Origin of the sequence: Burkholderia sp. WP9 (assembly GCF_900104795.1) — a bacterium.
Classification (GTDB): domain Bacteria; phylum Pseudomonadota; class Gammaproteobacteria; order Burkholderiales; family Burkholderiaceae; genus Paraburkholderia.
In genome coordinates this window covers 3,371,946-3,397,630 of the sequence record NZ_FNTG01000002.1, presented here as the reverse complement: position 1 = coordinate 3,397,630, position 25,685 = coordinate 3,371,946, and the positions used below count along the sequence as shown (strand labels likewise).

Sequence of the window (25,685 nt, the reverse complement as noted above, 5' to 3'; positions counted from 1 at the left end):
ATTTGCTGCAACGTCGAGGCTATTGACGAGTCGGCGCGCCCGGCGGGGGACGGTGAAAATGCCGCCCTCCACCGGGCCCACGCGAGGGCGCGAGCCGTCTGGCGAAGACTTCTGCGCCTCGCGCGCGTCAGCCTCCTAACAGCTTATCCAGCGTAATCGGCAGCGCCCTCACCCGCTTGCCGGTTGCGTGCCAGACTGCATTGCTCACCGCAGCGGCCACACCCACGACGCCGATTTCTCCCACGCCTTTCGCCCCCAACGGATTGACGATATCGTCGTGTTCTTCAACGAACAACACATCAATGTCGTGGATGTCGGCATTGACCGGCACATGGTATTCGGAGAAGTTGTGATTCATTTGCCGCCCGAGTGTATGGTCGAACTGACCATGCTCGTGCAGCGCCATGCTGATGCCCCACACCACGCCACCGGCAATCTGGCTGGCCGCCGTCTTCGGATTCATGATTCGCCCCGCGGCGATCGCGCTGACCACGCGCGACACTCGCACCGTGCCGAGCGTTTCGTCCACGCGCACTTCGGCGAATACGGCGGAATGCGTGCCCATCGAATACGCCTGTTGCTTTTCATGCGGTTGCACGTTGGCCTGCTCGTCGAGTTCGTCGATGCCCGCGCGACTGAAGAGCGCGTCGATAGTGATCGCATCGTCTGCACCGGTGCCGCAAACGAGACGCTCACCCACGCGGCGGATGTCTTCGCGTGCAACGCTCGAGAAACGTGCGCCGCCATGTTGCCGCGCGAGTTCGACGAGGCGGTTGTGCAGGCGCTTGCAGGCGACATCCACCGCGCTGCCCACTGACGACACCGTCCACGAGCCGCCTTCAATCGGCGCCTTCGGCAAGCGTGTGTCGCCGAGTTCGAATTGGACGTCGTGAATCGAAACGCCGAGCGCATCCGCGGCGATCTGGCACATCACCGTGTAGGTGCCGGTGCCGATATCCGCGGTCGAACTCGAGACTTTCACCTGGCCGTCGCGCGTCATCACCGCGCGCGCGGACGCCTCGTTCTGCATGGCGTCCCACACCCCAGCCGCCATGCCCCAGCCGATCAGTTCATGACCTTCGCGCCGGGCTCGCGGCGCAAGCGGCCGTTTGTCCCAGCCGAAGCGCGCCGCGCCTTCGCGAAAGCACTCGCGCAATGCTTTACTGGAAAAAGGCAAGTTCTTGTTGGCGTCACGCTCGGCGTAATTGAGCAAACGCAGATCGAGTGGATCCATCTGCAAGGCTTCGGCCAGTTCGTCCATGGCCATTTCCAACGGGAAAAGCCCTTGTGCCGCGCCTGGCGCGCGCGTGTCCGCTGGCGTCGGCACATCGATTCGCGCGACCTTGTAGCCCATCGTGACGTTGTCGCACTGATACAGTTGCCCCGCCCAATTGACGACTACGTCGCAGTAGTCTTCGTATTGCGAGGTCTCCGACACCGCTTCGTGAATCACCGACTGCAATCTGCCGTCGGCGCCCGCACCGAGTGCGACACGCTGGATGGATTGCGGGCGGTGGGCAAACGTGAACATCTGCTGACGTGTCAACGTGAGCCGGACAGGCCGCTTCAGTTCGCGCGCTGCCATGACCGCGAGCGCAAGATGATAGTGCGGCCTCAGCCCCGAGCCGAACGCACCGCCGACGAACGGCGCGATCACCTGCACCTCGTCGTCTTTCAGACCAAACACGTTGGTGAGATATGACTTGGTATTGCCGACGCCTTGAGTCTTTTCATACACGGTCAGGCGCCCTTGCGCGTCCGGCACCACGGTGCACCCATGCATTTCCATCGGATTGTGATATTCCGCGGGCGTGCTGTAGAAAGTATCCACGCGCGCGACAGCGCTCGCCAGCGCCGTGTCCGCGTCGCCGCGAGCCGGCGGCGGTGGTTCGAAGCCGCCTTTTTCAGTCGAGGGCGGCACCGCGCTCATCACTGCTTCGCTCAAGTCGGTTTGATGCGGCGTGGCTTCATAACGGACTTTCACGAGCGACGCCGCATAGCGCGCCAGTTCCAGCGACTCGGCAATGACCAGGGCGACAGGTTGTCCGCTGTACCAGACGCGATCGTCCCATAGCGGCCTGAACGGACTGCCGCCTGGCGCGACCATATCCTTGTACGCTTTGTCTTCGAGCGGCAATGCTGGGCGATTCTGATGAGTCAGCACCAGCAGCACGCCCGGCAACGCCAACGCGGCGGATAAATCGATCGACACGATACGGCCTGTCGCAATAGTGCTCGACACGACGAAACCATAAGTGAGACCTTCAGCCGTGAAATCAGCGGCATAGTGCGCCGCGCCGGTAACTTTCAGCTTCCCGTCCACGCGGTTGTGCGGCACGCCGGTCGCCCGTGTGACCGGCAATGATTCGACGCGGTTCATGGTGCGGTCTCCTCAATCGAACGTTGCGTCGCCAATTCGAACGCGCGCGCGATGACGCGTGCCGCCAGTTCGATCTTGAAGGCGTTATCCCGATAGCCGTGGGCGCCGCGTAATAGCATGGTGGCGAAATCGCGCACGGTGGCGGCATCGAGGCGCTTGCCGCGCAAGCCCCCTTCCGCAACGGTATCGCGCCACGGTTTGTGCGCCACGCCGCCGAGCGCGCAGTGCGCGTTCACGATCGTGTCGCCGTCGAGTTCCACACCCACTGCAGCGGACACCAACGCGAACGCATACGAGGCCCGGTCGCGCACTTTCACGTAAGCGTAATGGGTGGCGAAGCCCTGCTTCGGCAACTCGATCGCCGTGATCAATTCATCGTCGCGCAGATTCGAATCGATGTTCGGCGTGTCGCCGGGAAGGCGATGAAAGTCTGCAAATGGCAACGTACGCGTACCGTCCTTACCGGCGAGATGCACGCTGGCATCGAGCGCTGCAAGCGCCACACACATGTCCGACGGATGCACGGCGATGCACTGATCGCTTGCGCCGAGAATGGCATGAATACGGTTCACGCCTTCCAGCGCCGGGCAGCCCGTTCCCGGTTCGCGTTTGTTGCAGGGTGTGCCGGCGTCGTAGAAATAATGGCAGCGCGTGCGTTGCAGCAGATTGCCGCCGACTGTCGCCACATTGCGGATCTGCGCGGACGCACCGGCCAGAATGGCTTTGGCCAGCAGCGGATAGCGCGCGGCCACCGCGCGGTCGTACGCAACCGCGCTGTTGGTTACCAATGCTCCAATCTTGAGTCCGCCTGATTCCGTCGTCTCGATCTGCCTGAGCGGCAAACGGTTGATATCGACCAGCACCGCAGGATGCGTCACGTCTTCGCGCAGCAAGTCGACCAGGTTCGTGCCGCCCGCAATGAACGCCGCCGTCGCATCGGCGCGATGCTGATCGATTGCCTGAGGCACCGCGCTCGCGCGGGTATAAGAAAAGCGGTTCATGAGTGCGCTCCCTCGCCGGTGCGCTGCTTGTTCGGCAAGTCAGCGGCGTCGAGAATCGCCGCGACGATATTCGTGTAAGCGCCGCAGCGGCACAGGTTGCCGCTCATCAATTCGCGCACGTCGTCGGCACACTTCACGTGGCCCTCGTCGAGCATGGCGACGGCCGAGCAGATCTGCCCCGGCGTGCAGTAGCCGCATTGAAACGCATCGTGGTCGATGAACGCCTGCTGCATGACATGCAGCGTGTCGCCATCGGCGAGGCCTTCGATCGTCGTGATCGATGCGCCGTCGCGCACGGCCGCGAGCGCAAGACAGGTATTGATCCGCTGGCCGTCGACGATTGCCGTGCAGGCGCCGCATTGCCCATGATCGCAGCCTTTTTTTGTGCCGCTCAGATGACAGTGTTCGCGCAGCAGATCGAGCAGCGTGGTCCACGCTTCCACTTCGAAATGCCGGGTTTTGCCGTTGATTTCGAACGTGACGGGCACGCGCTCGACTTCACTCGGCGCGAGATCGAGCGCCGAGTCCGCGATTGGGGTATCCATGGGTTTCTCCTTCTCCTGACGATAGGTCGCTAAGCGATACAGCGGGGTTGCGCAAGCGACGTGCCACCGCGGCACGTCGGTCCGCGCTCGCGCCGCGTCTGCGTCGTGCTGGCGAACGAAGCTATCGTCGAACAAAGGAAACGCAGCGCTGCCGGATTAATTCAATCGACCTAAATGATCGGCGATCCGCCGGTGACCGCGATAGTTGCGCCGGAGATATAGCTGGCTTCATCGGAGGCGAGCATCACGTAGGCCGCCGCAAGTTCGGCGGGCTGACCGGGCCGCTTCATCGGCACCTGTTCGCCGAACTTCTCGACCTTCTCCGGCGGCATGGTCGAAGGAATCAGCGGCGTCCAGATCGGTCCGGGCGCCACGCAGTTGGCACGGATGCCCTTCTCCGCCAGCAATTGCGCAAGGCCACCCGTGAAGTTCTGAATCGCGCCCTTGGTCGTCGCATACGCGATCAAACCCGGATTAGGATGATCCGCGTTGATCGACGTAGTATTGATGATCGCGGCACCGGGTTTCATATGTTTGACCGCGGCCCGCGTGATCCTGAACATCGCACCTATGTTGGTATCGAAGGTCTTGTCCCACTCTTCGTCGCTGATCGCATCGAGCGACGGATAGCTCATCTGGTAGGCGGCGTTATTGACAAGAATGTCCAGCCGGCCAAAAGCCTCAATAGCCCGATCGACGATCGTATTGCAATGCGCGGGCTTCGTGATGTCACCTGGCAGCAAGACGGCTTTGCGGCCCGCCTCCTCGACCCAACGCGCGGTCTCGCGCGCGTCGTCGTCCTCGTTCAGATACGAAATGAGCACGTCGGCGCCTTCGCGCGCGAATGCGATGGCAACGGCGCGGCCGATCCCGCTGTCGCCGCCGGTGACTATCGCCGCTTTGCCCGCGAGACGTCCCGTGCCTCGATAGGACCGCTCGCCGTGGTCGGGTTGCGGTTGCATCGGCGCGGTGAGCCCTGGCGTGTGGGTCTGTTGCTGGTTGGGGAAAGGTGGTGCAGGACGTTGCGTGTCGCTCATGACGGATCTCCGGTTGCGATGAGATTGCGCAATGTGTGAATACACACCGCATGGCAACACAATCAGCAACCCGTGGACCCGTGTTCTATCGTGGGTTCTACAACTTCGTCATGCCGGAAGGAGAATTTGATCTGCATCCCCTGCTCCTGATTCAATCTTTCGGCAATAGCATGATCGATGGCATGGGATTTTTTTTCAAAGCGCACGCAGCCTTTACGGTCGTCCGGCCTCGTGCAGTGCAGCGGCTGATTCCAGTACGCGCAACAAACGCTCGGGCGTCAGCGGCTTGGCGCAATGTGCGTCGAAACCGGCCGCTTTGGCGCGGGCCCGGTCGTCACGCGAGGCAAACGCGGTACACGCCACCAGCAGCATATGGGAAGTCGAAGCGTGTGCGCGCAGGCGGCGAGCCAGCTCAAGTCCGTCGAGCCCCGGCATCTTGATGTCGAGCACCACCGCGAATGGCTGCCATTCGCGCGCCATCTCGCAGACCGCAAGCGGGTCCTCGAGCGCGCGGCACTCGAAGCCGTCGGCGGTGAGCAACATCTGCAATGCCTCCGCCGCTTCACGGTAATCGTCCACCACGAGCACACGCCGGTGCGAGGCCATCGCGTACTGGATCGGCCTCCACACGACAACGTCGTCGTTTTCATCCATACGGTCGTCGAACGTCACCCTCTTCTCCCTGGCATTCTTCCATGCGCTACTCGCAGGCACTTCGGAACACGCGCGCAAGATTCGCTCCCGACGTACGGACAAAATCCATCGTGCGCCGGACGAAGGTTTCGGTGTGCGTTGCACGGCGCTCAACGGGCCGCCGCATACGCTTTACCTCACCACCATAGCTCACGCCATAAATCACCGCTCATGGATTTAATACCAGGAGACAGTGCGAATTTCGCGGTAAATGCCCTCTGTGCGTCGATCAGACGCACAACGGCTGTGCGGGCCGCGCTTGCCGCGTGCACGAGGCGGCTGCCACTTGCACGCTTTAGGGATTTCTACTCAGCGGGTTTATCCCGAGGGATCGTCGATGAAGCCTTTAAGCATGGCGAGCGTATCGGCGTCGTCGATATGTTTGTCGGTGCGCCAGCGCAGCATGCGCGGAAACCGCACGGCCACACCGGATTTATGACGCGGGCTCGCCTGAATGCCCTCGAAGCCGATTTCGAATACCAGCGTGGGCGTCACGCTGCGCACAGGACCGAATTTCTCGATCGTGGTCTTGCGCACAATCGCATCCACCTGGCGCATTTCTTCGTCAGTCAGTCCGGAATACGCCTTGGCGAACGGTACGAGCGTGCGTACACCGTCCGCTTCGTCCCATATCGCGAATGTGAAATCGGTGTAGAGACTGGCCCGGCGGCCATGTCCACGCTGTGCGTAAACCAGCACGGCATCTACTGCATAAGGATCGATTTTCCATTTCCACCATGTGCCGGACGCCTTGGTCCGGCCCACTCCGTACATCGACTCGCGCTCCTTCACCATCAGACCTTCCACGCCACGCGCACGGCTCTCATCGCGCAACGCCGCGAGCGCATGCCAGTCAGGCGCGCGCACGAGCGGCGACACGCGCAGCAGATCACGCGCGAGCGTGCCTTCCATGGCGGTTGCGAGCGCATCCAGTTGGACGCGCCGCGCGGCAAGCGGCGTCATGCGCAAATCCCTGCCGTGCGCTTCGAGCAGATCGTAAGCAAGAAGCGTGGCGGGCGAATCGGCGAGGATTTTTTTAGTCAGCGTTTTGCGGGCAATACGGGGTTGCAAGCGCGCGAATGGCAATGGCGCGCTTGCGCCCGGTTCCCACGCGAGGATCTCCCCATCAATCACGAAGCCGTCTGGCAAGGCCTCACCTAGCGCCGCGACTTCGGGGAACCGGTCCGTGATCAGATCTTCGCCGCGTGACCACAGCCAGACGCGTCCGCCGCGTTTGACGAGCTGCGCGCGAATGCCGTCCCATTTCCATTCGACCTGCCATTGCGAGGGATCGCCAAGCGTGGCCGGATCAGCCTGCAACGGATGGGCCAGGAAGAACGGATACGGCAGCCCGAGATCGCTGTCATGCTGGGACTCGCCGGCTTGTGCATCGTCACCCGTTGCTTCGGGTGCGATCAAACGCAGATAGCGCGCGGCGTCGGGCTTCTGTTGCGAGTCGGTCCAACCGACCATACGTTGCGCAATCCGCTTATGATCAACGCCCGCCACTTCCGCAAGCGCCCTCACCACCAGTTGCCGCGCCACGCCGACGCGAAACCCGCCGCCAATCAGTTTCGTCAGCAGAAAGCGGCCACCCCAATCGAGTTCGTCCCAATAGCTGAGCAAACGCGTGCGCAACTCTTCCGGCGCCGCCCCTCGCAACGTCAGAATGCGCTGCTCGATCCATTGCGTGAGACCCAGTTCGAAGGTGCGCTGCGCGGGCGGCAGAATATGCGCGATGGTCTCCGCCAGATCGCCCACGGCGTGATACGACTCCTCGAATAACCATGCCGGCAGACCGGCACGCTCGCGGGCGATCTCGCTCAGAAGACGCGTGGGCACCGATTGGCGCGGCTTACCGCCAGCGAGGAAATACGATGCCCACGCCGCATCTTCCGGCTCGGCCACGGCAAAGTAACTGGTGAGCGCCTCGAGTTTGTCGTGCGTCGAGGTGGTCGCGTCGAGCGCGGTATAGAGGGCCGCGAAGCGTTTCATGCGCTACTCGCCGGGTTGACGGGATCAGCGAGCGTGGCGGCGTTATCGGCGGACTCGTCCTGCTCGCCCGTCTGATCGAGTGGAAGTTTTATGTTGCCCGTAGCGGCTGTTTCATCCGCACCCGCGGCGTCCGCTTCGACCGTATCGTCGCCGTATTGCGTTTCAAACGCGCCCGCTTCGAGGCCCTGTTCCCGCAACCAGCGCACCATCGGCTCGACGGACCCGTGGGTCACGATTACGCGTGCGGCGCCAGTCGCCTGAATAGCCGTTTGCAAGCTGGGCCAATCCGCGTGGTCCGACAGTACGAAACCGCGGTCGACACCACGCCTGCGGCGCGCTCCTCGCAACCGCATCCATCCCGAAGCGAACGCGTCGCTGTAGTCGCCGAAGCGCTTGAGCCACGCGCTGCCCTGCGCGGACGGCGGCGCAACGATCAACGTTTGCCGGAACACGGCCTTGTCCTTGACCGGTATCTCACTGACTGGACGCACCGGCGGCAAGCTGACCCCGGCTTGCCGATACGCGCGATTGAGCGGCTCGACCGCGCCGTGACAGAAGATCGGACCAATGCCCGCGTCGACGCTCGCCAGCACGCGCTGCGCCTTGCCGAACGAATAGCAGAACAGGACCGACGCGCGTCCTTCGGCAGCGTTGTGACGCCACCACGAATCGATGCCATCGAATACGGTTTGCGGCGCGTCCCATCGATAGATCGGCAGGCCGAAGGTCGACTCGGTAATGAAGGTGTCGCACCGTACCGGTTCAAAAGCGTCGCAAGTCGGGTCGGGGTCGAGCTTGTAGTCGCCCGATGCGACCCAAACGCGCCCTCGATGCTCGATCCGCAATTGCGCCGAGCCCAGCACATGCCCGGCGGGATGCAGCGAGACGGTTGTGCCGTTGAGATCGAGACGCTCGCCATATGCCAGGGTTTGCAGCGAAATGCCGGGCAAACGCGACAGCAGCACGTTCGCGCCCGCTCGCGACGCAAGATAGTGGCGATGCCCGAAGCGCGCGTGATCGGAATGCGCATGCGTGATCACGGCGCGTTCGACAGGGCGCCACGGGTCGATATAAAAATCGCCGGGTGGACAGTACAGTCCCTCGGGCCGCGCAACCACCAGGTCCGCGCTGTCCGCGTGGTCAGAGGCTAGGTTCAAGTGGGGTCCTGAAGCAGGTTGATGCAACATCGCCACAGCCGCCAAGCAAACTGCATTCCCGGCGCACTTTGCCGGGCCGCCGCATCCGAACGACAGCGTTATCCAGTATGGCCGCATACTTGCTTAAGTGACAAGGCAAGCGCGTCGACAAAGTCTGCATGCCCGCAGAGTTCGCAACGCGCGCTGAGAGGTCCCATGCAAACCATCATCGACGATCACGTGTTGTATGTAGCGAAACATCCCGGTACTTTCCTGCTGCAAACCTTGAAGGCCTTTCGTGCGAACCAGGGTTTGCTGCTCGCCGGCGCGGTCGCATATTACGCGCTGCTGTCGATCGTTCCGCTAATGATCCTGATCGTGATCGCCTTGTCCCGCGTCGTGCCGCAACATGTTTTACTGGCGGCGCTCGCGCATCTGTTGCAATGGCTGGTGCCGGGTCAATCGAATGCGCTCGTGCGCGAACTGGCCAATTTTCTCGCGCATCGCGCGGTGATCGGCTGGGTGCTGCTGCTCACCATGATCTTCTTCAGCTCGCTCGCCTTCACCGTTCTGGAGAACGCCATGTCGCTGATTTTCGTTCACCGCGTGGTGGTGCGGCGACGGCACTTCCTGCTCTCGGCCATGCTGCCGTATTGCTACATCCTGTTTCTCGGCGTGGGCTTGCTGATCGTCACCTTCGTGTCGAGCGGTCTCGAGGCGATCGGCGCCGAAGGCATCGATTTGTTCGGGCTGCACGTTTCATTGCAAGGACTCTCTCGCGTCGTGCTGTATCTGCTCGGCCTCGCGGGCGAGATTTTCGTGCTGACTTCGATCTATATGGTGATGCCGGTCGGACGCCCTTCGCTCAAACATGCGCTGTTCGGCGGCATAGTTGCCGCCGCGCTGTGGGAGATCACCCGGCATGTGCTGGTCTGGTATTTCGCCACGCTCTCGCAAGTCAGCGTGGTGTATGGATCGCTGACCATGGCGATCGTGATCCTGTTCAGCCTGGAGTGGCTCGCAACACTACTGCTATTCGGCGCACAGGTGATTTCGCAATACGAACGATTCGGAACCGAGTCACCTGAGGCGCCGCAGCCGAAGATCGAGACCGGTTGACGGAAACGCGAATAGAAAACCTGCGGCGTGCGTCTGCCCGCCACTTTCCGCCGTGCCAATGCCAATGCCAATGCCAATGCCAATGCCAATGCCAATGCCAATGCCAATGCCAATGCCAATGCCAATGCCAATGCCAATGCCAATGCCAATGCCAATGCCGATTGCATCATACGGGATTGACCGCGCGCGGATCACATGCGCGCCGGAACCAAACGATGGTCGCAGCGTCAGACGCAAGACCTCTCGCTCCGAGTCCCACATGCCGCCCACGCCTGACAACACCGATACACGGCTTCGCGGCAAGACTCGGGCAAGACTCGGGCAAGACTCGGGTAACATTCTGCTGAATACCGGCTGAGGCGCGCCTGGCGTGATCGCCGCTTTCATCCGGCAGGCTTCGGGAACAGACCATGAGCATCACCCAGCGCAACAACATACAGATTTCCGGCCGCGGCACACGGACCATGGTGATGGCGCACGGCTTCGGGTGCGATCAGAGCATGTGGCGCTATCTCGCGCCGTCGTTTCATGACGAATACCGGATCGTGCTGTTCGACCACGTCGGCAGTGGCTCGTCCGACCTCGCCGCGTACGACATCGACAAGTACGACTCGCTGCACGGATACGCGAGCGACCTGATCGAGATCATTCGCGAAGTCGCCGAGGCTCCGGTGGTGTTCGTCGGCCACTCCGTGAGCGCGATGATCGGCCTCATCGCGAGCCTGCAGGCGCCGCAACTCTTCCGCGCGCATATCATGGTCAGCCCGTCGCCCTGCTATGTGAACGACGGCGACTACGTGGGCGGCTTCTCTCGCGAAGATATCGAGGACCTGCTGCGCACGCTGGAGAGCAACTACCTCGGCTGGTCGAGTACCGTGGCGCCGGCCATCATGGGCGCGCCGGAGCAGCCGGAACTCGGCGTCGAACTGACCAACAGCTTCTGCCGCGCGGATCCCGAGATTGCGCGGCAATTCGCGCGCGTGACCTTTCTCTCCGACCATCGCGACATCCTGCCGCGCGCCGTCACGCCCACGCTGATTCTGCAATGTAGCGACGACATCATCGCGCCGCGCGAGGTCGGCGAATACATGCACCGCATGCTGCCCGGCAGTTCGCTGCAGCTGATCGAAAACATCGGCCATTGTCCGCACCTGAGTTCGCCTCAGGCGAGCGCGGCTGCCATGCGCGCCTTTCTCGGGCCGATGAGCCTGTAACGCGATGCAAAGCACGGACTACCCGCTGCCCTCCGGCGATGCGCTGTTTGAGCACGCCGCCTGCGGCCTGCTCGTCACCGACCACAATGGCCGCATCCTGCGCGTCAACGCGACCTTCTGCGGCTGGCTCGGCTACGAGGCCCACGAGCTTGCCGACGCGCGACAGATTCAGGATCTGTTGAGCACGGGCGGCAAGGTGTTCTATCAGACGCATTGGGCGCCGCTCCTGCAAATGCAGGGTTCGGTGGCCGAGGTCAAGCTGAACATGATGCATCGCGACGGCCACATGCTGCCCATGCTGCTCAACGCGGTGCGCCGCCGTCATGGCGAGCTGACCTACCTCGAAGTGGCCGTGCTGATCGTCGCCGATCGCCATAAGTACGAGCAGGAGTTGCTGCTCGCACGGCGCAACGCCGAGGCCTCCGTGGCCGCGCATCAGCTCGCGCAAAAAGAGTTGCAGGAAAGCCGCGACGTGCTGAGTCTCGCCATGCGCGGCGCGCGCATGGGCGCGTGGTCGCACGAGCCGAAGTCCGGCAGGTTCTGGTGGAGCCGCGAACTGGAAGCGCTCGCGGGCTACGCCGAAGGACGTTTTGCCAACACGCCCGGCGGCTTTTTCGAACTGATTCATCCAGGCGATCTGCTCGCGCTGAACGAGGCGGTGGACCATGCGGTGGAAGCCGGCGACGATTACGTCGCCGAATTCCGCTTCCTGCATGCGAGCGGCGACTGGTGCTGGATGGAAGGGCGCGGGCGCGCCGCCTACGACCGGCACGGCGAGCCGCTGATGATCTACGGCCTCGGCATCGACATTACCGAACGCAAGGAAGCGCAGACCGTGCTGCTGCGCCAGGCCGCGATCTTCGAGCACCTGAGCGACGCGATCGTGATCACCGATCTGCGCGGCAATATCACCGACTTCAACGTGGGCGGCGAGCGCATGCTGGGTTATCGCATGCGCGAGATTCTCGGCAAGCCGGTCGCGCTCTTCCTGCCGCCGGAAGATGCCTTGAACATTCGCCGGGAAACGCTTGCGGCGCTGGCCGCCGAAGGCACGTGGCGCGGCGAGTTGCCCTTCGTGCGGCGCGACGGTTCGCGCGGCGTCTGCGAAACCGTGGTCAAGCCGCTCGCGAACGCGCGTGGCGACATCTACGGCGCGGTCAGCATCAATCGCGACATTACCGAGCGCCGGCGCGCGGAACATCAGCTCACGCGGCTGAATCTCGAACTCTCCAAGGCCGATCGCCGCAAGGATGAATTCCTCGCCACGCTCGCGCATGAACTGCGCAATCCGCTTGCGCCCATGCGCAACGTCCTCGAGATTTTGCGTTTGAAGGAGTTCGCCGATCCGCAACTGAACTGGTCGCGCGACGTGTTCGACCGGCAACTGCAACACATGACGCATCTGGTCGACGACCTGCTGGAAGTCTCGCGCATCACCCAGGGCAAGCTCGAGTTGCGCAAGCAACGGCTCGAACTGGCGCGCGCGATGCAATCGGCCATGGAAGCGGCGCGGCCGACCGTGCAGGCCTCATCCCATCATTTGAGCGTGACGCTGCCCCGCGAGCCGCTTTATCTGATCGCCGATCCCACGCGCCTCTCGCAGATGATCCTGAATCTGCTGAACAACGCGGCCAAGTACACGCCGCCTGGCGGCAGCATCTCGCTCGCGGCGGAGCGTGAAGGCGACGAAGCGGTGATCGTCGTGCGCGATTCCGGTATCGGCATCCCAAGCGAGCATCTGGACAGCGTGTTCGAAATGTTCTCGCAACTCGCTCCGGCTTTGGACCGCTCGCAAGGCGGGCTCGGCATTGGTCTCGCACTGGTGCGCGGCCTCGCGGAACTGCACGGCGGCACGGTCGCGGCCTTCAGCGACGGCCCCGGCACCGGCAGCGAGTTCGTGATCCGGCTGCCGCTGACGAAAGCCGCCGCGCTGGCGGCCGACAGCGCGCCGCCCGAGGCGCCGCATACGGCCGGCCTGCGCGTGCTGGTCGTCGACGACAACGCGGACGCCGCAGAAAGCCTCGCGATGGTGCTCGAACTCGAAGGCCACGAAGTGCGCACCGCCGGCGACGGCATTGCCGGTCTCGAACTGATCGACGCCTTTGCCCCGCAGGCGGTGATTCTGGATATCGGCTTGCCGCGGCTGAACGGCTATGAAGTGGCGCGGCGGATTCGCCGCGATCACGAGGACGCCGGCATTCTGCTGATCGCCGTCACGGGTTGGGGCCAGCAGCAGGACAAGCAAACCGCCGTGGAGGCCGGCTTCGACCATCACTTCACCAAACCGGTCGATCCACGGGAATTGCAACGGGTACTGAGCCGGCAGCGGGTATGAGCGGTACGCGCGGCTTGTTAAACTGACGCGATTTCAGCCACCCGCCCCTTTATGCTCGCGCACCTCGCTCCGCCATTCGCCGCTGTACGCTTTTGCAGCCACTCGCTGCACACCGGCACGCTTGCCCATGTTTGACGAAGCTCAGGTCACGCGCACGCTGGCCGCACGCGGCATCGTGCCCGATGCGAGCCAGCGTCAAGCGATCGCAGCGCTCGCCACCCTGCTCGGCGCTAACGGCCGGGCCGCGAGATCATCTGGCGCCGCACAGCACCATCAAGGCGTGTATTGCTACGGATTGCCGGGGCGCGGCAAGAGTCTGGTGGTCGATACCGTGTTTGAACTGGCGAACGGCCGAAAGCGGCGTCTGCATTTCCACGAATTTCTGCGTGAGATGAACCGGCGGCTTGTGAACGAGCCACGCGGCGACGACCGGCTCGGCTCGGTCTCGCGACAATGGCTCGATGGTAGCGAGCTGCTGTGTTTCGACGAATTCCACGTGCACGATATCGCCGACGCGTTTCTGATGGGCCGCTTTCTCGACACCGCAATCGGCCTCGGCACCCGCATCGTACTCACCTCGAACTACGCGCCGGACGCCCTGCTCGCCGACCCGGAGTTTCACGAGCGTTTTCTGCCGACCATCGAGCAGATCAAACGCTGCTTCACCGTGATTCATTTCGACGGCGCGCGCGACTATCGTTTCGGCGGAGAAGAAGCGGACGTTCCGCGTTTCTTTGCGCCGCTCGATTCCGCCACCCACGAAGCGCTGCGCCGGATTTTCGTGCACTACGAAGGCAGCGCGGCGCCGAGTCCGGTCACGTTGAGCGCGGCTGGCAGGCCGCTCGCCGCGCGCGCAGCGGGCGCGGCTTTGCTATGGGCAGACTTCGAGAATCTGTGCGTGGCGAGCCGTTCGCATCTCGACTACCTGGAGCTTGCCGAGCAATGGCACGGTCTGATTCTCGACAATCTGCGCACCGAATCGCTGACTCACACCCACACGCTGCAACGGCTGGTCTGGCTGGTCGATATCTTCTACGACCGCAAGCGCGCCCTGTTCATCGCATCCGATGAGCCGATGGTGGCGGCGCTCAGCGGCCTGGAAGGGGCACATGATCTGTCACGCACGTTGAGCCGTCTTGCCGAAATGCAATCGCGCGCTTATCGCAGCACGCTCGAGAACGCCGGCGAGGTGTCGGCGGACATGCCCGAAGACGCAGTAGACGATTCCGTGTAATGCGCCCGTCAGGTGGTTTGAACCGCGCGTAACCAAGCACGGGTTTCTGCAAATATTGCAACGCAATAGCAATTCCTGCGCATTGCCGCCCTCGCTCTATCCGGGCGAATACACCGCTGATTCATAGGACGAAACGGCGACTGGGCGCCCTTGCGCCACCATACGGGAATAGGTCCTGCTAGCGCCGTTGCGGGCCCATTCTTCAGCGGATAGTGATCCGCCCTCCTCGCCGTTATGATCAGAACCGCTTCTGTCGCCGCGGCATTATGCGCGGCCTGCCTCACTTCAGCCTGCGTACACATCGGACCGTCGCGCCTGAAAGCCGACCAGGTCGACTATGCGCGCGCCCTCGGCGACGCAAAGAAACGCGAGATTCTCGCCGCCGTGGTCGGACTGCGATACGGCGACGCGCCCGCGTTCCTGACTGTCAGCAGCATCATCGCGGCCTATACGTTCGACGCGACCGGCGGCGCCACCGCCAACGTCGGCTCGGGCAGCCAGCCGAACTACGCGCTTGCTACGGGCAGCGTGTCTTACTCGAATCATCCGACCTTCACGTTCACGCCGACCACCGGCGAAGCATTTGCCTCCGCGTATATCCGGCCGCTCGCGCCGTCGCTGGTATTGCCGCTCGCCGAAGGCGGCATTCCGATCGATCTGCTGTTGCGCATCACCGCGCAGTCGGTGGGCGGCTTGCAGAACGGCAATGCGCTCGGCGGCGAGAACAGCGCGGGCGCGCCGGGTTTCTTCGAATTGCTGCAAGCGCTGCGGCGCCTGCAACTGGCGGGCGAGTTGAACGTCGAGTCACGCCAGGCGGACGGCAAGAACGGCGCGATGGGCGTATATCTGGTCATGGGCGCGACCACCAGCGGCGAGTCGCCGGCCACGGCGGCCGATCTGGCGCGCGTGCGCAAGCTGCTGCATCTGTCGTCGAACACGCGCACGTATGAAATCGTCTACGGCCCCTCGTCGGCCTCGCAGAAGGGCGACAAGATTCCGATGGTGACGCGCTCCGTGCTCGGCATCCTGACCGATCTCGGCGCCCAGGTGCAGGTGCCCGTCGAACGCATCAGCGACGGCTCGACCAAACCGACCGTGGGGCTGATCGGCGGCGAGACGCGGCCGACCATCATCGTGCATTCGGGTAAGACTCCGCCTGACAACGCGTATGTGATGATCGCGTATGGCCCGTCCACGTATTGGGTCGATCGCAACGACTTCGATTCGAAATACGCCTTCACGGTGGTGCAGAATCTGATGGCGCTGGCGGAAGCCGATACGAGCAGCAAAGCGCCAGTGGTGACGATTCCGGCGAATTGATTTCGCGCCTGGTGTGCGGGTTGGTGTCGCGATTCATGTCGCGATTCATGTCGCGATTGGTGTCGCACTTGATGCCGCGGCGATGTCAGCGCGCGAAGCCAGGCTGCAAATCAAAAACCGGCGGGTGTGAGCTGACTCACTCCGCCGGTGTTTATCGCGCACGCCGCACGCGCGCTACTCCTGGCTGCGCTTGGACTTCACCCGCTCGATCTGCTGCTTCGCCGCTTCGTACACATGCTCCGGCGTGAAGCCGAACTTCTTCTTCAGCTCGGCAAGCGGCGCGGAAGCGCCGAACGTATGCATCACCACCTGCGCGCCGAGACGCCCCACATAGCGGTCCCAGCCCAGCGAGGCAGCCTGTTCGACCGCCACGCGCGCGTCCACGTCCGGTGGCAACACCGAATCCTGATACGCCTCGTCCTGCCGCTCGAAGATATCCCAGGACGGCATCGACACGACACGCGCCGCGATGCCCTCGCTCTTGAGCTTCTCGTACACGTCGACGCAAACCGAGAGTTCGCTGCCGGTCGCCATCAGGATCACTTGCGGCTTCTGTCCATCGGCGGCATCGGCCAGCACGTAGGCGCCCTTCTGCGTGCCGCTCGCCGCCGCATAGCGGCTGCGGTCCAGCGTGGGCAGCGGCTGACGCGACACGACGATGCACGACGGCCGCCGCGGATCGGCAAGTGCTGCACGCCACGCCTCGGCCACTTCGTTGGCGTCGCCCGGACGCAGCACGGTCAGCCCCGGCACGCCGCGCAGCGACGCTAGCTGCTCGATCGGCTGATGCGTCGGACCATCTTCGCCCACGCCGATCGAATCGTGCGTGAACACGTAGATAGCCGGCACTTCCATGATCGCCGAGAGGCGGATTGGCGGCTTCATATAGTCGCTGAAAATCAGGAAGGTCGAGCCGAACGGCCGCAGATTCGACAGCGCGAGGCCGTTGACTGCCGCGCCCATCGCGTGTTCGCGAATGCCGAAATGCAGGTTGCAGCCGCCGTAATTGTCGTGTTCGAAGCTGCCCGCGCCCTCGAACTTCAGATTGGTTTTGGTGGAAGGCGCGAGGTCGGCCGCGCCGCCGATCATCCATGGAACGCGCGCGGCAATCGCGTTGAGCACCTTGCCCGACGAATCGCGTGAAGCGACACCCTTCGGGTCCGCATCGAAGGTGGGAATGTCGCTGTCCCAACCTGCCGGCAATTCGTGCGCTTCGATCTGGGCGAATTCACGCGCCAGTTCCGGGTGCTTCTTGTTGTAAGCGTCGTACTTCGCCTGCCAGTCCTCGCGCGCCGCCTTGCCACGCGCGCCGAAGCCCGCAGCGAAGCGTTCGTGCACACCGTCCGGCACGTAGAAAAATTTATCCTCGGGCCAGCCGTACGCCTTTTTGGCGAGCGCCACTTCCTCGACGCCGAGCGGTTCGCCGTGCGCCGCCGAAGTGTCCTGCTTATGCGGCGCGCCCCAGCCGATAATGCTGTGCACCACGATCAGGGTCGGCCTGTCGGTGATGCTTTTCGCTTCGACGAACGCTGCTTCGAGCGCGGCGGCGTCATTCGCGTCGTTCACATGCAGCGTGTGCCAGTTGTAGCCGCGAAAGCGGCTCTCCACGTCGTCGCTATAGGCGAGGTCCGTATGGCCCTCGATCGTGACGCGGTTGCTGTCATAGATCCAGATCAGATTGGACAGCTTGAGATGTCCCGCGAGCGAAGCCGCCTCGTGCGAGATGCCTTCCATCATGTCGCCGTCGCCACACAGCGCGTAGACCCGATAGTCGAACAGCGGCGCATCCGGTTGGTTGAAGTGGCTCTCGTACCAGCGTGCCGCCATCGCCATGCCGACACTGTTGCCGAGCCCTTGCCCGAGCGGGCCGGTGGTGGTCTCGACGCCGGTCGTCATCCGGTATTCGGGGTGGCCCGGTGTCTTGCTGCCCAATTGACGGAAATGCTCGATATCGTCGAGCGACACAGCGGGTCCGTTAGTGGGCTTGCCGCCGTCATCCACGGCCTTGACGTTCGCCAGGTGCAACAGTGAATACAACAGCATCGATGCATGCCCGACCGAGAGCACGAAGCGATCGCGATTCGGCCACAGCGGCTCGTCCGGGTCGTAACGCAGATGGTTTTGCCACAGGTGATAGGCAACGGGTGCCAATGCCATCGGCGTGCCGGGGTGACCGGAATTGGCCTTTTGCACAGCGTCCATCGACAGCGTGCGAATCGTGTTGATACACAGCTGATCGAGGGCGGGATCGTTTTGCATGGGACACTCCTTGTTCGGCGTGAAAGAGACGACCGGGACGCACTGCCTGCGTCGGCGAACCCGGCGAACCGTGTTGATGTGGCAGAACGCATGAGGAACCGCTGCGAGACTCGACGATGATGCGCCAATGCGCGCAAACCTGCACGGAGCGTGACGTGCCGCATGTACAGGGTTGCTGTTGGAAGGAAGCAGCGGATTATCTTTCAGAGGGCTTGCGCTACAGAATCGTTCGGATCGTCGCGGCTACAAGTCAAAAAGAAGCGACCGCCTCAGGCTGCATGCAGCCAATGCTCCACCAGCGGACCGTGTTTGCCGTCAATCGGATCCAGCGACGGAAAAGGCAACGCCTCCATGGCCGCCAGTTCGTCCGGCGTGAGCGCCTCGCGGCGGATATCCCATTGCTGCCCCTCGGGATAACCGGCCACCACCCGGAAGTGCCGCGCGAACGATTGCAGGCAATGTCCGGTGCCGGCTGGCAGCAGGATCGCGTCGCCGGCGGACAGCGTCACCACCGTGCCGCCCGGTCCGCCTATGATCACTTGCGCGGACCCGTCGGTCACGCCCAGAATTTCGTGCGCGGTAGCGTGGAAATGATGGTAGTCGAAGATGCCATCGCGCCATTGCGTCGGCCATGCGTTGCGTTCGAACAGGATTTCGAATGCGGCACCGAGGTCGCCGCTGTCCGGCATGAGCGCACGCCGGTAGATCACGACCGGCAGCTTGCGGTTATTCGGCACCCAATCATGCGGCTTCAGCATGAAGGCTTCGTACTCCGTTTGAGCCGCATCGAATCCATGCAGCGAATCGTTGTGCATGGCATGCTCCTTTGCGCCCCGATGCTCACGATGTTGCGCGGAATCCGGCGCGCGCGTCGGCCCCGGCGATCTTTTCAGCGCCGCATAAAGCGCGCCCGCCTGCGCGCGCGCGATTCTTTGAGCCGCTTTGCGCGCGTGACCGTGTCGGTGAACGAATTTTTCAAACATATGAAGTGAATCCTCCCCTGGTGGGATTTGCATGTACGACACCACCGCGTGTCGAAGCAGCACGTGGCGCGTCAGTTCTTGCGCTGCGACTCGCGTCCGCCCCCTCCCGGCGGCTCGGCATGGGAGCCTGTGCCCAAGGGCACCTCGGCGGTTTGCGCGGGGCTCTCGCTGGAGCTCGGCGGATTAGTCTGCTTGTCCACGCCGGTCTGCTCGACGGGCTCGATGCCCAGCGGGCTGGGTTCGACATAGTGCGTGCCGCTCGGCTTGTTACGCTGTTTCACCGCCTCGGCACTGTGTTCGGCGGAGCTATCCTGGGGTTTGCTGTCCTGCATGACGCCCTCCTCATGTTGTCGGGTATATCGTCATTGCAGCAACATCCGGTCCCTCTCCGCCGACTGTGCGGAAAGCGCACTCGAACCACGGTGGGCACGTCGGTTGCGGCGTTTCAAGTGGAGGTCCGGACCACCATTTGTAAAAAGGAGATCCTCATGACGATGACGACCATTCGCCTGTCCGAAACGGAAGTGCAAGTCGAGCGAACCCTTTACACATTCGCCCAAAAGAACGACGCGGACGCATTCCAGCGCTGCCTCGCCGATACTTCGATCGATAGTTGCTACCGCACCCATCCGCCGTTATCCGTCCGACCGACGGTGCCCGACGAACATCCCGACGATCCCGGTCGGGGCAGCACGATTTCTCCATCGCTCGGCGGCATACCCTGAGCCGTTGCGTTTTGCGGGCAGCGCGCTCACGCCGCTCTCGTCACTTTTCAGGGGCCGCGCGATCCGCGGCGACAATCTCCCGACCATAGTCGATCGCGGCGCGCCGCGCCTCGTCGGCGGTTGCGTATGGCCCGATCTCCGGCGCGCCGTCGAATGGAAACAGAATTTTTCTGTCCGCCTTTCTGACTACCTTCAGTCCACCTACGTAACGGCCATCGCCTGTTCCGTGATAGCTGGCGTAAATCTCGAAGTCGTCGTCAGCCACGTCGGCCTTATGTCGCGCCATTTGTCTTTCCCTTATCCCTGCACTTCAGTGCGTCGTGTTCGATGTGATATGACGGCGCGCGTCGACGCTCGGCGCCGCGCGCATGCGTTGACCGAGCAATAGCCGTTCCACACGGTCAGCGCCGGAATTCTTGGGAAGTGGACCGAGTGGCATGCCGATTGCAAACGGCGGTTTGCGAACATCAGGCACCCATCATGGAGATAACAATGATTCTGTTCAGCACACGACGCAGACCGACCTTGCATCTGCATACGCCGACGCCACCCGCGGTCGATCCCGATGTCCCGCTCCCCACCAGCGATCCCGACCCGTCGCCGCCGCCCGACGATGTGCCGCCGAACGATCCGACACGTGCGCCCGAAGGCGATCCGCCAGTCAAACCGCCGCCGGTCGCCACCACCTTCTTCCAGCCTCAGAAGATCGTTGTAAGCGCAAATTAATTCACTGGTCCGGTAATTGCGGACCTCCTCCTGCGAGCCGGTCTTCGAGGAGCGGCCGCCTACGCCGAGGAGGCCCAGCATGAGTACGGATGAGATCGCCGGAACAGCACCCGACAACGCGGAAGCGGATTGCACGCCCGACAGCGCGCCGATCAAGGAATACCGCAACGCGGCAGGCGGCTGGGGCTCGGTGAAAGCGGTCGCGTCGATTCTCGTGCAGGAACACGTCACGTTGAACGGGAGTCGCATCCTGGCGCAACAAAACAAGGCGGACGGCTTCGCGTGCGTGAGCTGCTCATGGGCCAAACCGGCGGACCCGCACCTGTTCGAGTTCTGCGAAAACGGCGCGAAGGCGACCGCGTGGGAGATCACCAGCAAACGCGTCGAAGCTGACTTTTTCGCCACGCATACATTGAACGAACTGCGCGCATGGAGCGGTCTCGAACTCGAATCGCGCGGGCGGTTGACCGCGCCGATGCGTTGGGATGCCACAAGCGACCGCTATGTGCAGACCACCTGGGAACACGCGTTCGCCGAGATCGCGAGGGAACTGCAAGCCATTCACCCGAACGAGGCCGTATTTTATGCGTCCGGCCGCGCGTCGCTGGAAACGTCCTACATGTATGCGTTGCTTGCCCGGCTCTACGGCACCAACAATTTGCCCGACAGCTCGAACATGTGTCACGAAAGCACCTCGGTCGGCTTGCCGAAGACGATCGGCGTGCCGGTCGGGACGGTGCAGCTCGAAGACTTCACCCACACTGACTGCATGCTGTTCTTCGGCCACAACACCGGCACCAACGCGCCGCGCATGTTGCATCAACTGCAGGACGCGCGCAAACGCGGCGTGGAGATCATCACCTTCAATCCACTGAAGGAGCGCGGGCTGGTTAATTTTGCGAACCCGCAGTCGCCGCTCGACATGCTGACCCCGGCCGACACGCAAATCAGTACGCAATACCATCAGATCAAGATCGGCGGCGACGCGGCGGCAATTGCCGGACTGTGCAAGCTGCTAATCGAATGGGACGACGACGCGCAACGCAACGCGGCGCCACGCGTGCTCGACGCGGCGTTCATCGCCGAACACACACACGGTTTCGAAGCCTTTGCCGACGCCATGCGCGCGACCTCATGGGAAGAGATCGAGCAGCGCTCGCAACTCAGCCGCGCCGCGCTCGAAAGCGTGGCGCGTGTTTACGCGCAGGCGAATGCGTCGATGGTCTTATACGGCATGGGCATCACGCAACACCGCAACGGCGTGCATAACGTGCAGATGTTGTCGAACCTGCTGCTTTTACGCGGCAATATCGGCCGGCCCGGCGCCGGCATCTGTCCGATTCGCGGCCACTCGAACGTGCAGGGACAGCGCACGGTCGGCATCACGGAGAAGCCTGAACTCACGCCGCTCGACACACTGAAGGACCTGTATGGCTTCGAGCCGCCGCGCGACAAAGGCATGAGCACCGTCGAAGCCTGTCGCGGCGTGCTCGACGGCAAGGTCAAAGCCTTTATCGGCTTAGGGGGCAATTTCCAGGTGGCGATTCCCGACCATCATGTCATGGACCCCGCCTGGCAACGGCTGCGGCTCACGGTGCAGATCGCCACCAAACTGAATCGCAGCCATCTGTTGCATGGCGAGGTCGCCTATCTGCTGCCGTGTCTCGGGCGCATCGAGATAGACCGCCAGGCGAGCGGCGAGCAATGGGTCAGCGTGGAAGACAGCACGGCCTGCGTACACGGTTCGCATGGAATGGCCGAGCCGGCCGGCGACATGTTGCTGTCCGAGCCGGCGATTGTCGCGGGCATCGCCAAGGCGCTGTTGCCGCGCAATCCGAATCTCGACTGGGATGCGTGGGTAGATGACTATGCACTGGTGCGCGAGGCGATCGAGCGCACCTATCCGGATCAGTTCAAGGGCTTCAATCAGCGCTTCAGGCAGCCAGGCGGGTTTCATCGGCCGCTTGCGGCGTGCGAGCGCAAATGGAACACGGAAAACGGCAAGGCCAACTTCATCGTGCCCGATACGCTCGACGAAGACGCGGATATGCCGTCGCGCGGCCCCGACGTGCTGCGCCTGATGACGACCCGCGGCGACAGCCAGTTCAACACGACCGTGTACGGTCTCGACGACCGCTTCCGCGGCGTGCAAGGCAGCCGTGAGGTGTTGCTCATGCATCAGGACGACATGACACGGCTCGGCTTTGCGGAAGGCGAAGCGGTATGTATCTCCACCGACTCGAACGACGGCATCGCGCGCGAGATCGACGGCATGTACGTCCATGCGTTCGACATTCCGCGTGGCTGCATCATGGGCTATTACCCGGAATGCAACCGCTTGATTCCGCTCTCGCATCATGCGAAAACGAGTCAGGTGCCGGCTTCCAAGTCGATCCCGGTGCGGCTGCGCAAATCCACCCTCGTGACCGAAGCCGCCGCCTGACGCGGCGCAAGCAGACAGACCTCAGAACTGATGCAGCATCCCGACATAAGCGCCGGTTTGCGATTCGCCGACGAGCGGACTCGTGTTGCCAACCGCATCGCGAGGCGAAGCTTCGAGCGAAAAATTCGAGTTGCTGCCGTTGTGCACGTAACCCACCGTGCCATACAGGAAGGTGCGCTTCGACAGGTTGTAGGTGGTGCCGAGCACGTACATCATCGCGTGGCCGGACGGATCGTGCGCGGCGTCGCCCGATCCGTCGCCGACCTTCACGTAGAATCCGCCCGCCGTCACGGCCCAGCGGGGCTGGAAGGTGTAGGTCGCGCCGAGCCAGTAGTGATCCGCGGTGTCGGCCACGCCGGCCGGCGAATCGGGCGCTGAGTAATGCGTGTAGGCGCCCTGCAGTTTCAGCGAATCGAGGCGCACGTTCGCGCCCACGAAATATTCGCGCGACGCCTGGAAGATGTTGCTGAAGTGGCCGTTGACGTCACGCAGTTCGTCGTAGATGCCGCGCACGTCGAAGAGCGGCGAGTGGTACGTCAGCATGATGCCGTCCGAGCGGCCGAACTCGCCCACCGCGCCGCTATTGAACGCGCCTGGCTGGTTGCCGAACGCATATTGCGCCTGCACGTCGAAACCCCAGAACACCGGGCTGTGATACTCGACGTTGTTGCTCGTCTGCTGCCAGTTGCGCCCGCGCACGAGCGAGGCCGACGAAAACGCCTGCTGCACGAACGGGTCGAATTCCCACACGCCGTCGCTGTCGATAAACAGATTACGGCCGGCCTGCAACGTGCCCCACTGTTGGCTCTTCAAACCCGCGAACGCGCGCCGTGACCAGAGCCGCCCGCCGCTTGTCGTGCCGTTCATGACCTGCAAGCCGGTTTCGAGGTTGAAGATCGCATTCAGGCCGCCGCCCAGGTCTTCATTGCCTTTGAGGCCGAGCATACTGGTGCCCCAATCGCCTCCTTCCGCGCTCCAGCGGCTTGAACTGCCGCCCGCGCCGTTGTTGATGTGATCCAGATATTCGAGGCCCGCGTCGAGGCGGCCATATAGCGTCACACTAGTTTGGCCATATGCCAGCGGACTTGCCACGGCCAGCGCAGCCATGAGTTTTGTATGTAGTCTCATTGTTTTGCCTTCGATTTGTCCTGTCGCGATGTGGGGCAAAGCGGACTGCGAATGTTTCGAAGCTGCCGGCCAGCCTGGAATGCAATTGGCAGTTCGAAAGCCGCTCAAGATAAGATAGTCGGTCATTCGGCGTCAGCCAAATCGCAACGCACTATTCGTCATTGACTATTCAACCTTTGCCATGAACGCGCCCGAACTGACCGAAGACGAAAATCTTGGCCTCTACCAACGCGCAACGGAAGGCGGTGCGGAATGGTGGCGCGTCAGTGTGGCAGACCGGCCGGAAAACTATCGCCTCGAACATGGCGTGGACAACGGCGGCGAACCTGGCGCGGTCGATATCGATCTCGTTGTCGATGCGGAAAATCTGCGCGCGAAGCTCAAGAAATGGCGCCGCGAAGGCTTCGCGATCGAGACGGACAATGCCGCAAGCGAGCAATCCGCGGCCGGGCGCGTCGCCTTCATGCCGGAATTGCAGCGCGCCGCGGCACGGACCGCGGCGGCAAAACACCGGCAGGTCGAAGGCACCGGCGAGACCGTGCGCATCGGTCGTGTGGATGTGCCCTGCGGCGTGGGCAATCCGCTCGTGCCGCGCCTGAACCCGGCCTATCTGTTCTCCGAGCGCTTTAACGACATTGTCGAGGACATTGTCGAGAACCGGCGCGTGATGCTGATCGGCCATACCGGCGCGGGCAAGACCAGCCTGATCGAACAGGTCGCGGCGCGTTCGCATCACGGCGTGCTGCGCTCCAACATGAACGGGCAGACCACCGTTGGCGACTTTGTCGGTTTCTGGACGGTCAAGGGCGGTGAGACGATCTGGGTGGACGGCGTACTGCCCACGGCCATGCGCGAAGGACTCTGGCTGATCGTCGACGAAATCGATTTTGCCGAGCCGTCCATTCTCGCCGCCCTCACCGCCGTGCTCGAACCGCACGGCCGCCTCGTGCTGAAGGAGAAAGGCAACGAGATCGTCGCGCCGCATCCGGCCTTCCGGCTGTTCGCCACGGCAAACGCGGTCGGCGCAATGAGTCAGTTCCGGCATCTGTATCAGGGCGCCAATCTGATGAACGAGGCGTTTCTGGATCGCTGGCGCGTCTATCTACTCGACTATCTGTCACCCGCTGAAGAAGCCGACGTGCTGATGGCCACGCTCGCCCCGCACATGACGCGCGCGCTCGCCACCACGCTTGCCGCGATCGCCGCCGACTGCCGCGCGGCGTTCGCCCGCGAAGACCTGTCGAGTGCGTTCTCCACCCGGCGCCTGCTCGACTGGGCCGAACTGATGCTGCGCACGGGCGACCCCGAACGCGCAGCCGGCCCGGCAATTTATGCGAAGGTGAGCCCGGAAGACGCCGCGTTGATTCGCGGCATCATCCGTCATCACATCGCGCCTGCCGCCGACGCTTGAA

At 63.0% G+C, this 25,685-nt stretch carries 22 protein-coding genes; 10 read left to right on the top strand and 12 right to left on the bottom strand.

The genetic code is table 11. The features are described 5' to 3' along the window. Window positions 1–127 precede the first annotated feature (127 nt). The 7 genes from BLW71_RS36225 to BLW71_RS36195 form a co-directional block, all read right to left on the bottom strand. Window positions 128–2,380 (bottom strand): xanthine dehydrogenase family protein molybdopterin-binding subunit, encoded by a 2,253-nt coding sequence (locus BLW71_RS36225; RefSeq protein ID WP_091808285.1) that lies wholly within the window; start codon window positions 2,378–2,380, stop codon window positions 128–130. Next, the gene (locus tag BLW71_RS36220; RefSeq protein WP_091808283.1) at window positions 2,377–3,381 is read right to left on the bottom strand and encodes an FAD binding domain-containing protein; all 1,005 of its coding nucleotides are present in this window, start codon (window positions 3,379–3,381) and stop codon (window positions 2,377–2,379) included. The genes BLW71_RS36225 and BLW71_RS36220 overlap by 4 nt, the downstream gene beginning before the upstream one ends. Further along, window positions 3,378–3,926, bottom strand: coding sequence for a (2Fe-2S)-binding protein (locus BLW71_RS36215; protein ID WP_091808280.1), 549 nt, complete (start codon window positions 3,924–3,926; stop codon window positions 3,378–3,380). Before BLW71_RS36215 ends, BLW71_RS36220 begins: the two co-directional genes overlap by 4 nt. Window positions 3,927–4,096: 170 nt before the next feature. Beyond that, entirely contained in the window at window positions 4,097–4,963 is an 867-nt protein-coding gene (locus BLW71_RS36210; protein WP_091808278.1) for an SDR family oxidoreductase, read from the bottom strand. A 213-nt stretch (window positions 4,964–5,176) separates the two neighbouring features. Continuing rightward, on the bottom strand, window positions 5,177–5,635 hold the full coding sequence (locus tag BLW71_RS36205; RefSeq protein WP_091808275.1) for a response regulator: 459 nt from the start codon (window positions 5,633–5,635) through the stop codon (window positions 5,177–5,179). A 339-nt stretch (window positions 5,636–5,974) separates the two neighbouring features. After that, complete coding sequence (locus BLW71_RS36200) at window positions 5,975–7,651, bottom strand: ATP-dependent DNA ligase (RefSeq protein ID WP_091808272.1); 1,677 nt, start codon at window positions 7,649–7,651, stop codon at window positions 5,975–5,977. Further along, window positions 7,648–8,838 (bottom strand): ligase-associated DNA damage response exonuclease, encoded by a 1,191-nt coding sequence (locus BLW71_RS36195; protein ID WP_286162202.1) that lies wholly within the window; start codon window positions 8,836–8,838, stop codon window positions 7,648–7,650. The genes BLW71_RS36200 and BLW71_RS36195 overlap by 4 nt, the downstream gene beginning before the upstream one ends. Before the next feature lie 165 nt (window positions 8,839–9,003). On the opposite strand from BLW71_RS36195, the gene BLW71_RS36190 reads away from it, so the two are divergent. The 6 genes from BLW71_RS36190 (at window position 9,004) to BLW71_RS36170 (ending at window position 16,009) form a co-directional block, all read left to right on the top strand. Beyond that, complete coding sequence (locus BLW71_RS36190; RefSeq protein WP_091808267.1) at window positions 9,004–9,906, top strand: YihY/virulence factor BrkB family protein; 903 nt, start codon at window positions 9,004–9,006, stop codon at window positions 9,904–9,906. A 27-nt stretch (window positions 9,907–9,933) separates the two neighbouring features. Next, window positions 9,934–10,086, top strand: a complete 153-nt coding sequence (locus BLW71_RS41840; RefSeq protein WP_177205170.1) for a hypothetical protein — start codon at window positions 9,934–9,936, stop codon at window positions 10,084–10,086. Window positions 10,087–10,316: 230 nt separating this feature from the next. After that, complete coding sequence (locus tag BLW71_RS36185) at window positions 10,317–11,120, top strand: alpha/beta fold hydrolase (protein ID WP_091808265.1); 804 nt, start codon at window positions 10,317–10,319, stop codon at window positions 11,118–11,120. Between the two features lie 4 nt (window positions 11,121–11,124). After that, window positions 11,125–13,455: a PAS domain S-box protein gene (locus tag BLW71_RS36180; protein WP_091808263.1), complete on the top strand. Its 2,331-nt coding sequence runs from the start codon at window positions 11,125–11,127 to the stop codon at window positions 13,453–13,455. Window positions 13,456–13,582: 127 nt separating this feature from the next. Continuing rightward, complete coding sequence (gene zapE / locus BLW71_RS36175) at window positions 13,583–14,689, top strand: cell division protein ZapE (protein WP_091808261.1); 1,107 nt, start codon at window positions 13,583–13,585, stop codon at window positions 14,687–14,689. Window positions 14,690–14,923: 234 nt separating this feature from the next. Beyond that, on the top strand, window positions 14,924–16,009 hold the full coding sequence (locus BLW71_RS36170) for a hypothetical protein (RefSeq protein ID WP_091808258.1): 1,086 nt from the start codon (window positions 14,924–14,926) through the stop codon (window positions 16,007–16,009). A gap of 174 nt (window positions 16,010–16,183) precedes the next feature. Here the strand turns inward: BLW71_RS36170 and tkt are convergent, their stop codons facing one another. From tkt to BLW71_RS36155, 3 genes are all read right to left on the bottom strand, one after another. Then, the gene (tkt, locus tag BLW71_RS36165; RefSeq protein ID WP_091808256.1) at window positions 16,184–18,268 is read right to left on the bottom strand and encodes a transketolase; all 2,085 of its coding nucleotides are present in this window, start codon (window positions 18,266–18,268) and stop codon (window positions 16,184–16,186) included. Between the two features lie 269 nt (window positions 18,269–18,537). Then, the gene (locus tag BLW71_RS36160; protein WP_091809296.1) at window positions 18,538–19,083 is read right to left on the bottom strand and encodes a cupin domain-containing protein; all 546 of its coding nucleotides are present in this window, start codon (window positions 19,081–19,083) and stop codon (window positions 18,538–18,540) included. 239 nt (window positions 19,084–19,322) lie between these two features. Continuing rightward, on the bottom strand, window positions 19,323–19,583 hold the full coding sequence (locus BLW71_RS36155) for a hypothetical protein (protein WP_091808254.1): 261 nt from the start codon (window positions 19,581–19,583) through the stop codon (window positions 19,323–19,325). A gap of 156 nt (window positions 19,584–19,739) precedes the next feature. Between BLW71_RS36155 and BLW71_RS36150 the strand changes: the two genes are divergently transcribed. Further along, entirely contained in the window at window positions 19,740–19,976 is a 237-nt protein-coding gene (locus BLW71_RS36150) for a hypothetical protein (protein ID WP_091808252.1), read from the top strand. Between the two features lie 40 nt (window positions 19,977–20,016). On the opposite strand, the gene BLW71_RS36145 is transcribed toward BLW71_RS36150, so the two are convergent. Continuing rightward, window positions 20,017–20,262 (bottom strand): DUF6723 family protein, encoded by a 246-nt coding sequence (locus BLW71_RS36145; RefSeq protein WP_091808250.1) that lies wholly within the window; start codon window positions 20,260–20,262, stop codon window positions 20,017–20,019. Between the two features lie 206 nt (window positions 20,263–20,468). On the opposite strand from BLW71_RS36145, the gene BLW71_RS36140 reads away from it, so the two are divergent. Together BLW71_RS36140 and BLW71_RS36135 are read left to right on the top strand one after the other, a co-directional pair. After that, window positions 20,469–20,702: a hypothetical protein gene (locus BLW71_RS36140; protein WP_091808248.1), complete on the top strand. Its 234-nt coding sequence runs from the start codon at window positions 20,469–20,471 to the stop codon at window positions 20,700–20,702. Between the two features lie 79 nt (window positions 20,703–20,781). Then, a complete protein-coding gene (locus BLW71_RS36135) occupies window positions 20,782–23,145 on the top strand; it encodes an FdhF/YdeP family oxidoreductase (RefSeq protein WP_091808246.1) in 2,364 nt (787 codons plus the stop codon). A gap of 21 nt (window positions 23,146–23,166) precedes the next feature. Here the strand turns inward: BLW71_RS36135 and BLW71_RS36130 are convergent, their stop codons facing one another. Continuing rightward, the gene (locus BLW71_RS36130) at window positions 23,167–24,273 is read right to left on the bottom strand and encodes a porin (protein WP_091809294.1); all 1,107 of its coding nucleotides are present in this window, start codon (window positions 24,271–24,273) and stop codon (window positions 23,167–23,169) included. A 181-nt stretch (window positions 24,274–24,454) separates the two neighbouring features. Between BLW71_RS36130 and BLW71_RS36125 the strand changes: the two genes are divergently transcribed. Further along, window positions 24,455–25,684, top strand: coding sequence for an AAA family ATPase (locus tag BLW71_RS36125; RefSeq protein WP_091808244.1), 1,230 nt, complete (start codon window positions 24,455–24,457; stop codon window positions 25,682–25,684). Window position 25,685: the final 1 nt, after the last annotated feature.

What these genes read in the sequence shown, in the direction of transcription:
- BLW71_RS36185 (WP_091808265.1), top strand. Translation starts at nt 10,317, where the DNA reads ATGAGCATCACCCAGCGCAACAACATACAGATTTCCGGCCGCGGCACA.
- BLW71_RS36135 (WP_091808246.1), top strand. Translation starts at nt 20,782, where the DNA reads ATGAGTACGGATGAGATCGCCGGAACAGCACCCGACAACGCGGAAGCG.
- BLW71_RS36190 (WP_091808267.1), top strand. Translation starts at nt 9,004, where the DNA reads ATGCAAACCATCATCGACGATCACGTGTTGTATGTAGCGAAACATCCC.
- BLW71_RS36150 (WP_091808252.1), top strand. Translation starts at nt 19,740, where the DNA reads ATGACGATGACGACCATTCGCCTGTCCGAAACGGAAGTGCAAGTCGAG.
- BLW71_RS36155 (WP_091808254.1), bottom strand. Translation starts at nt 19,583, where the DNA reads ATGCAGGACAGCAAACCCCAGGATAGCTCCGCCGAACACAGTGCCGAG.
- BLW71_RS36170 (WP_091808258.1), top strand. Translation starts at nt 14,924, where the DNA reads ATGATCAGAACCGCTTCTGTCGCCGCGGCATTATGCGCGGCCTGCCTC.
- BLW71_RS36140 (WP_091808248.1), top strand. Translation starts at nt 20,469, where the DNA reads ATGATTCTGTTCAGCACACGACGCAGACCGACCTTGCATCTGCATACG.
- BLW71_RS36130 (WP_091809294.1), bottom strand. Translation starts at nt 24,273, where the DNA reads ATGAGACTACATACAAAACTCATGGCTGCGCTGGCCGTGGCAAGTCCG.
- BLW71_RS36200 (WP_091808272.1), bottom strand. Translation starts at nt 7,651, where the DNA reads ATGAAACGCTTCGCGGCCCTCTATACCGCGCTCGACGCGACCACCTCG.
- BLW71_RS36125 (WP_091808244.1), top strand. Translation starts at nt 24,455, where the DNA reads ATGAACGCGCCCGAACTGACCGAAGACGAAAATCTTGGCCTCTACCAA.
- zapE (WP_091808261.1), top strand. Translation starts at nt 13,583, where the DNA reads ATGTTTGACGAAGCTCAGGTCACGCGCACGCTGGCCGCACGCGGCATC.
- BLW71_RS36160 (WP_091809296.1), bottom strand. Translation starts at nt 19,083, where the DNA reads ATGCACAACGATTCGCTGCATGGATTCGATGCGGCTCAAACGGAGTAC.
- BLW71_RS36210 (WP_091808278.1), bottom strand. Translation starts at nt 4,963, where the DNA reads ATGAGCGACACGCAACGTCCTGCACCACCTTTCCCCAACCAGCAACAG.
- BLW71_RS36215 (WP_091808280.1), bottom strand. Translation starts at nt 3,926, where the DNA reads ATGGATACCCCAATCGCGGACTCGGCGCTCGATCTCGCGCCGAGTGAA.
- BLW71_RS36180 (WP_091808263.1), top strand. Translation starts at nt 11,125, where the DNA reads ATGCAAAGCACGGACTACCCGCTGCCCTCCGGCGATGCGCTGTTTGAG.
- BLW71_RS36195 (WP_286162202.1), bottom strand. Translation starts at nt 8,838, where the DNA reads ATGTTGCATCAACCTGCTTCAGGACCCCACTTGAACCTAGCCTCTGAC.
- tkt (WP_091808256.1), bottom strand. Translation starts at nt 18,268, where the DNA reads ATGCAAAACGATCCCGCCCTCGATCAGCTGTGTATCAACACGATTCGC.
- BLW71_RS36145 (WP_091808250.1), bottom strand. Translation starts at nt 20,262, where the DNA reads ATGGCGCGACATAAGGCCGACGTGGCTGACGACGACTTCGAGATTTAC.
- BLW71_RS36225 (WP_091808285.1), bottom strand. Translation starts at nt 2,380, where the DNA reads ATGAACCGCGTCGAATCATTGCCGGTCACACGGGCGACCGGCGTGCCG.
- BLW71_RS36220 (WP_091808283.1), bottom strand. Translation starts at nt 3,381, where the DNA reads ATGAACCGCTTTTCTTATACCCGCGCGAGCGCGGTGCCTCAGGCAATC.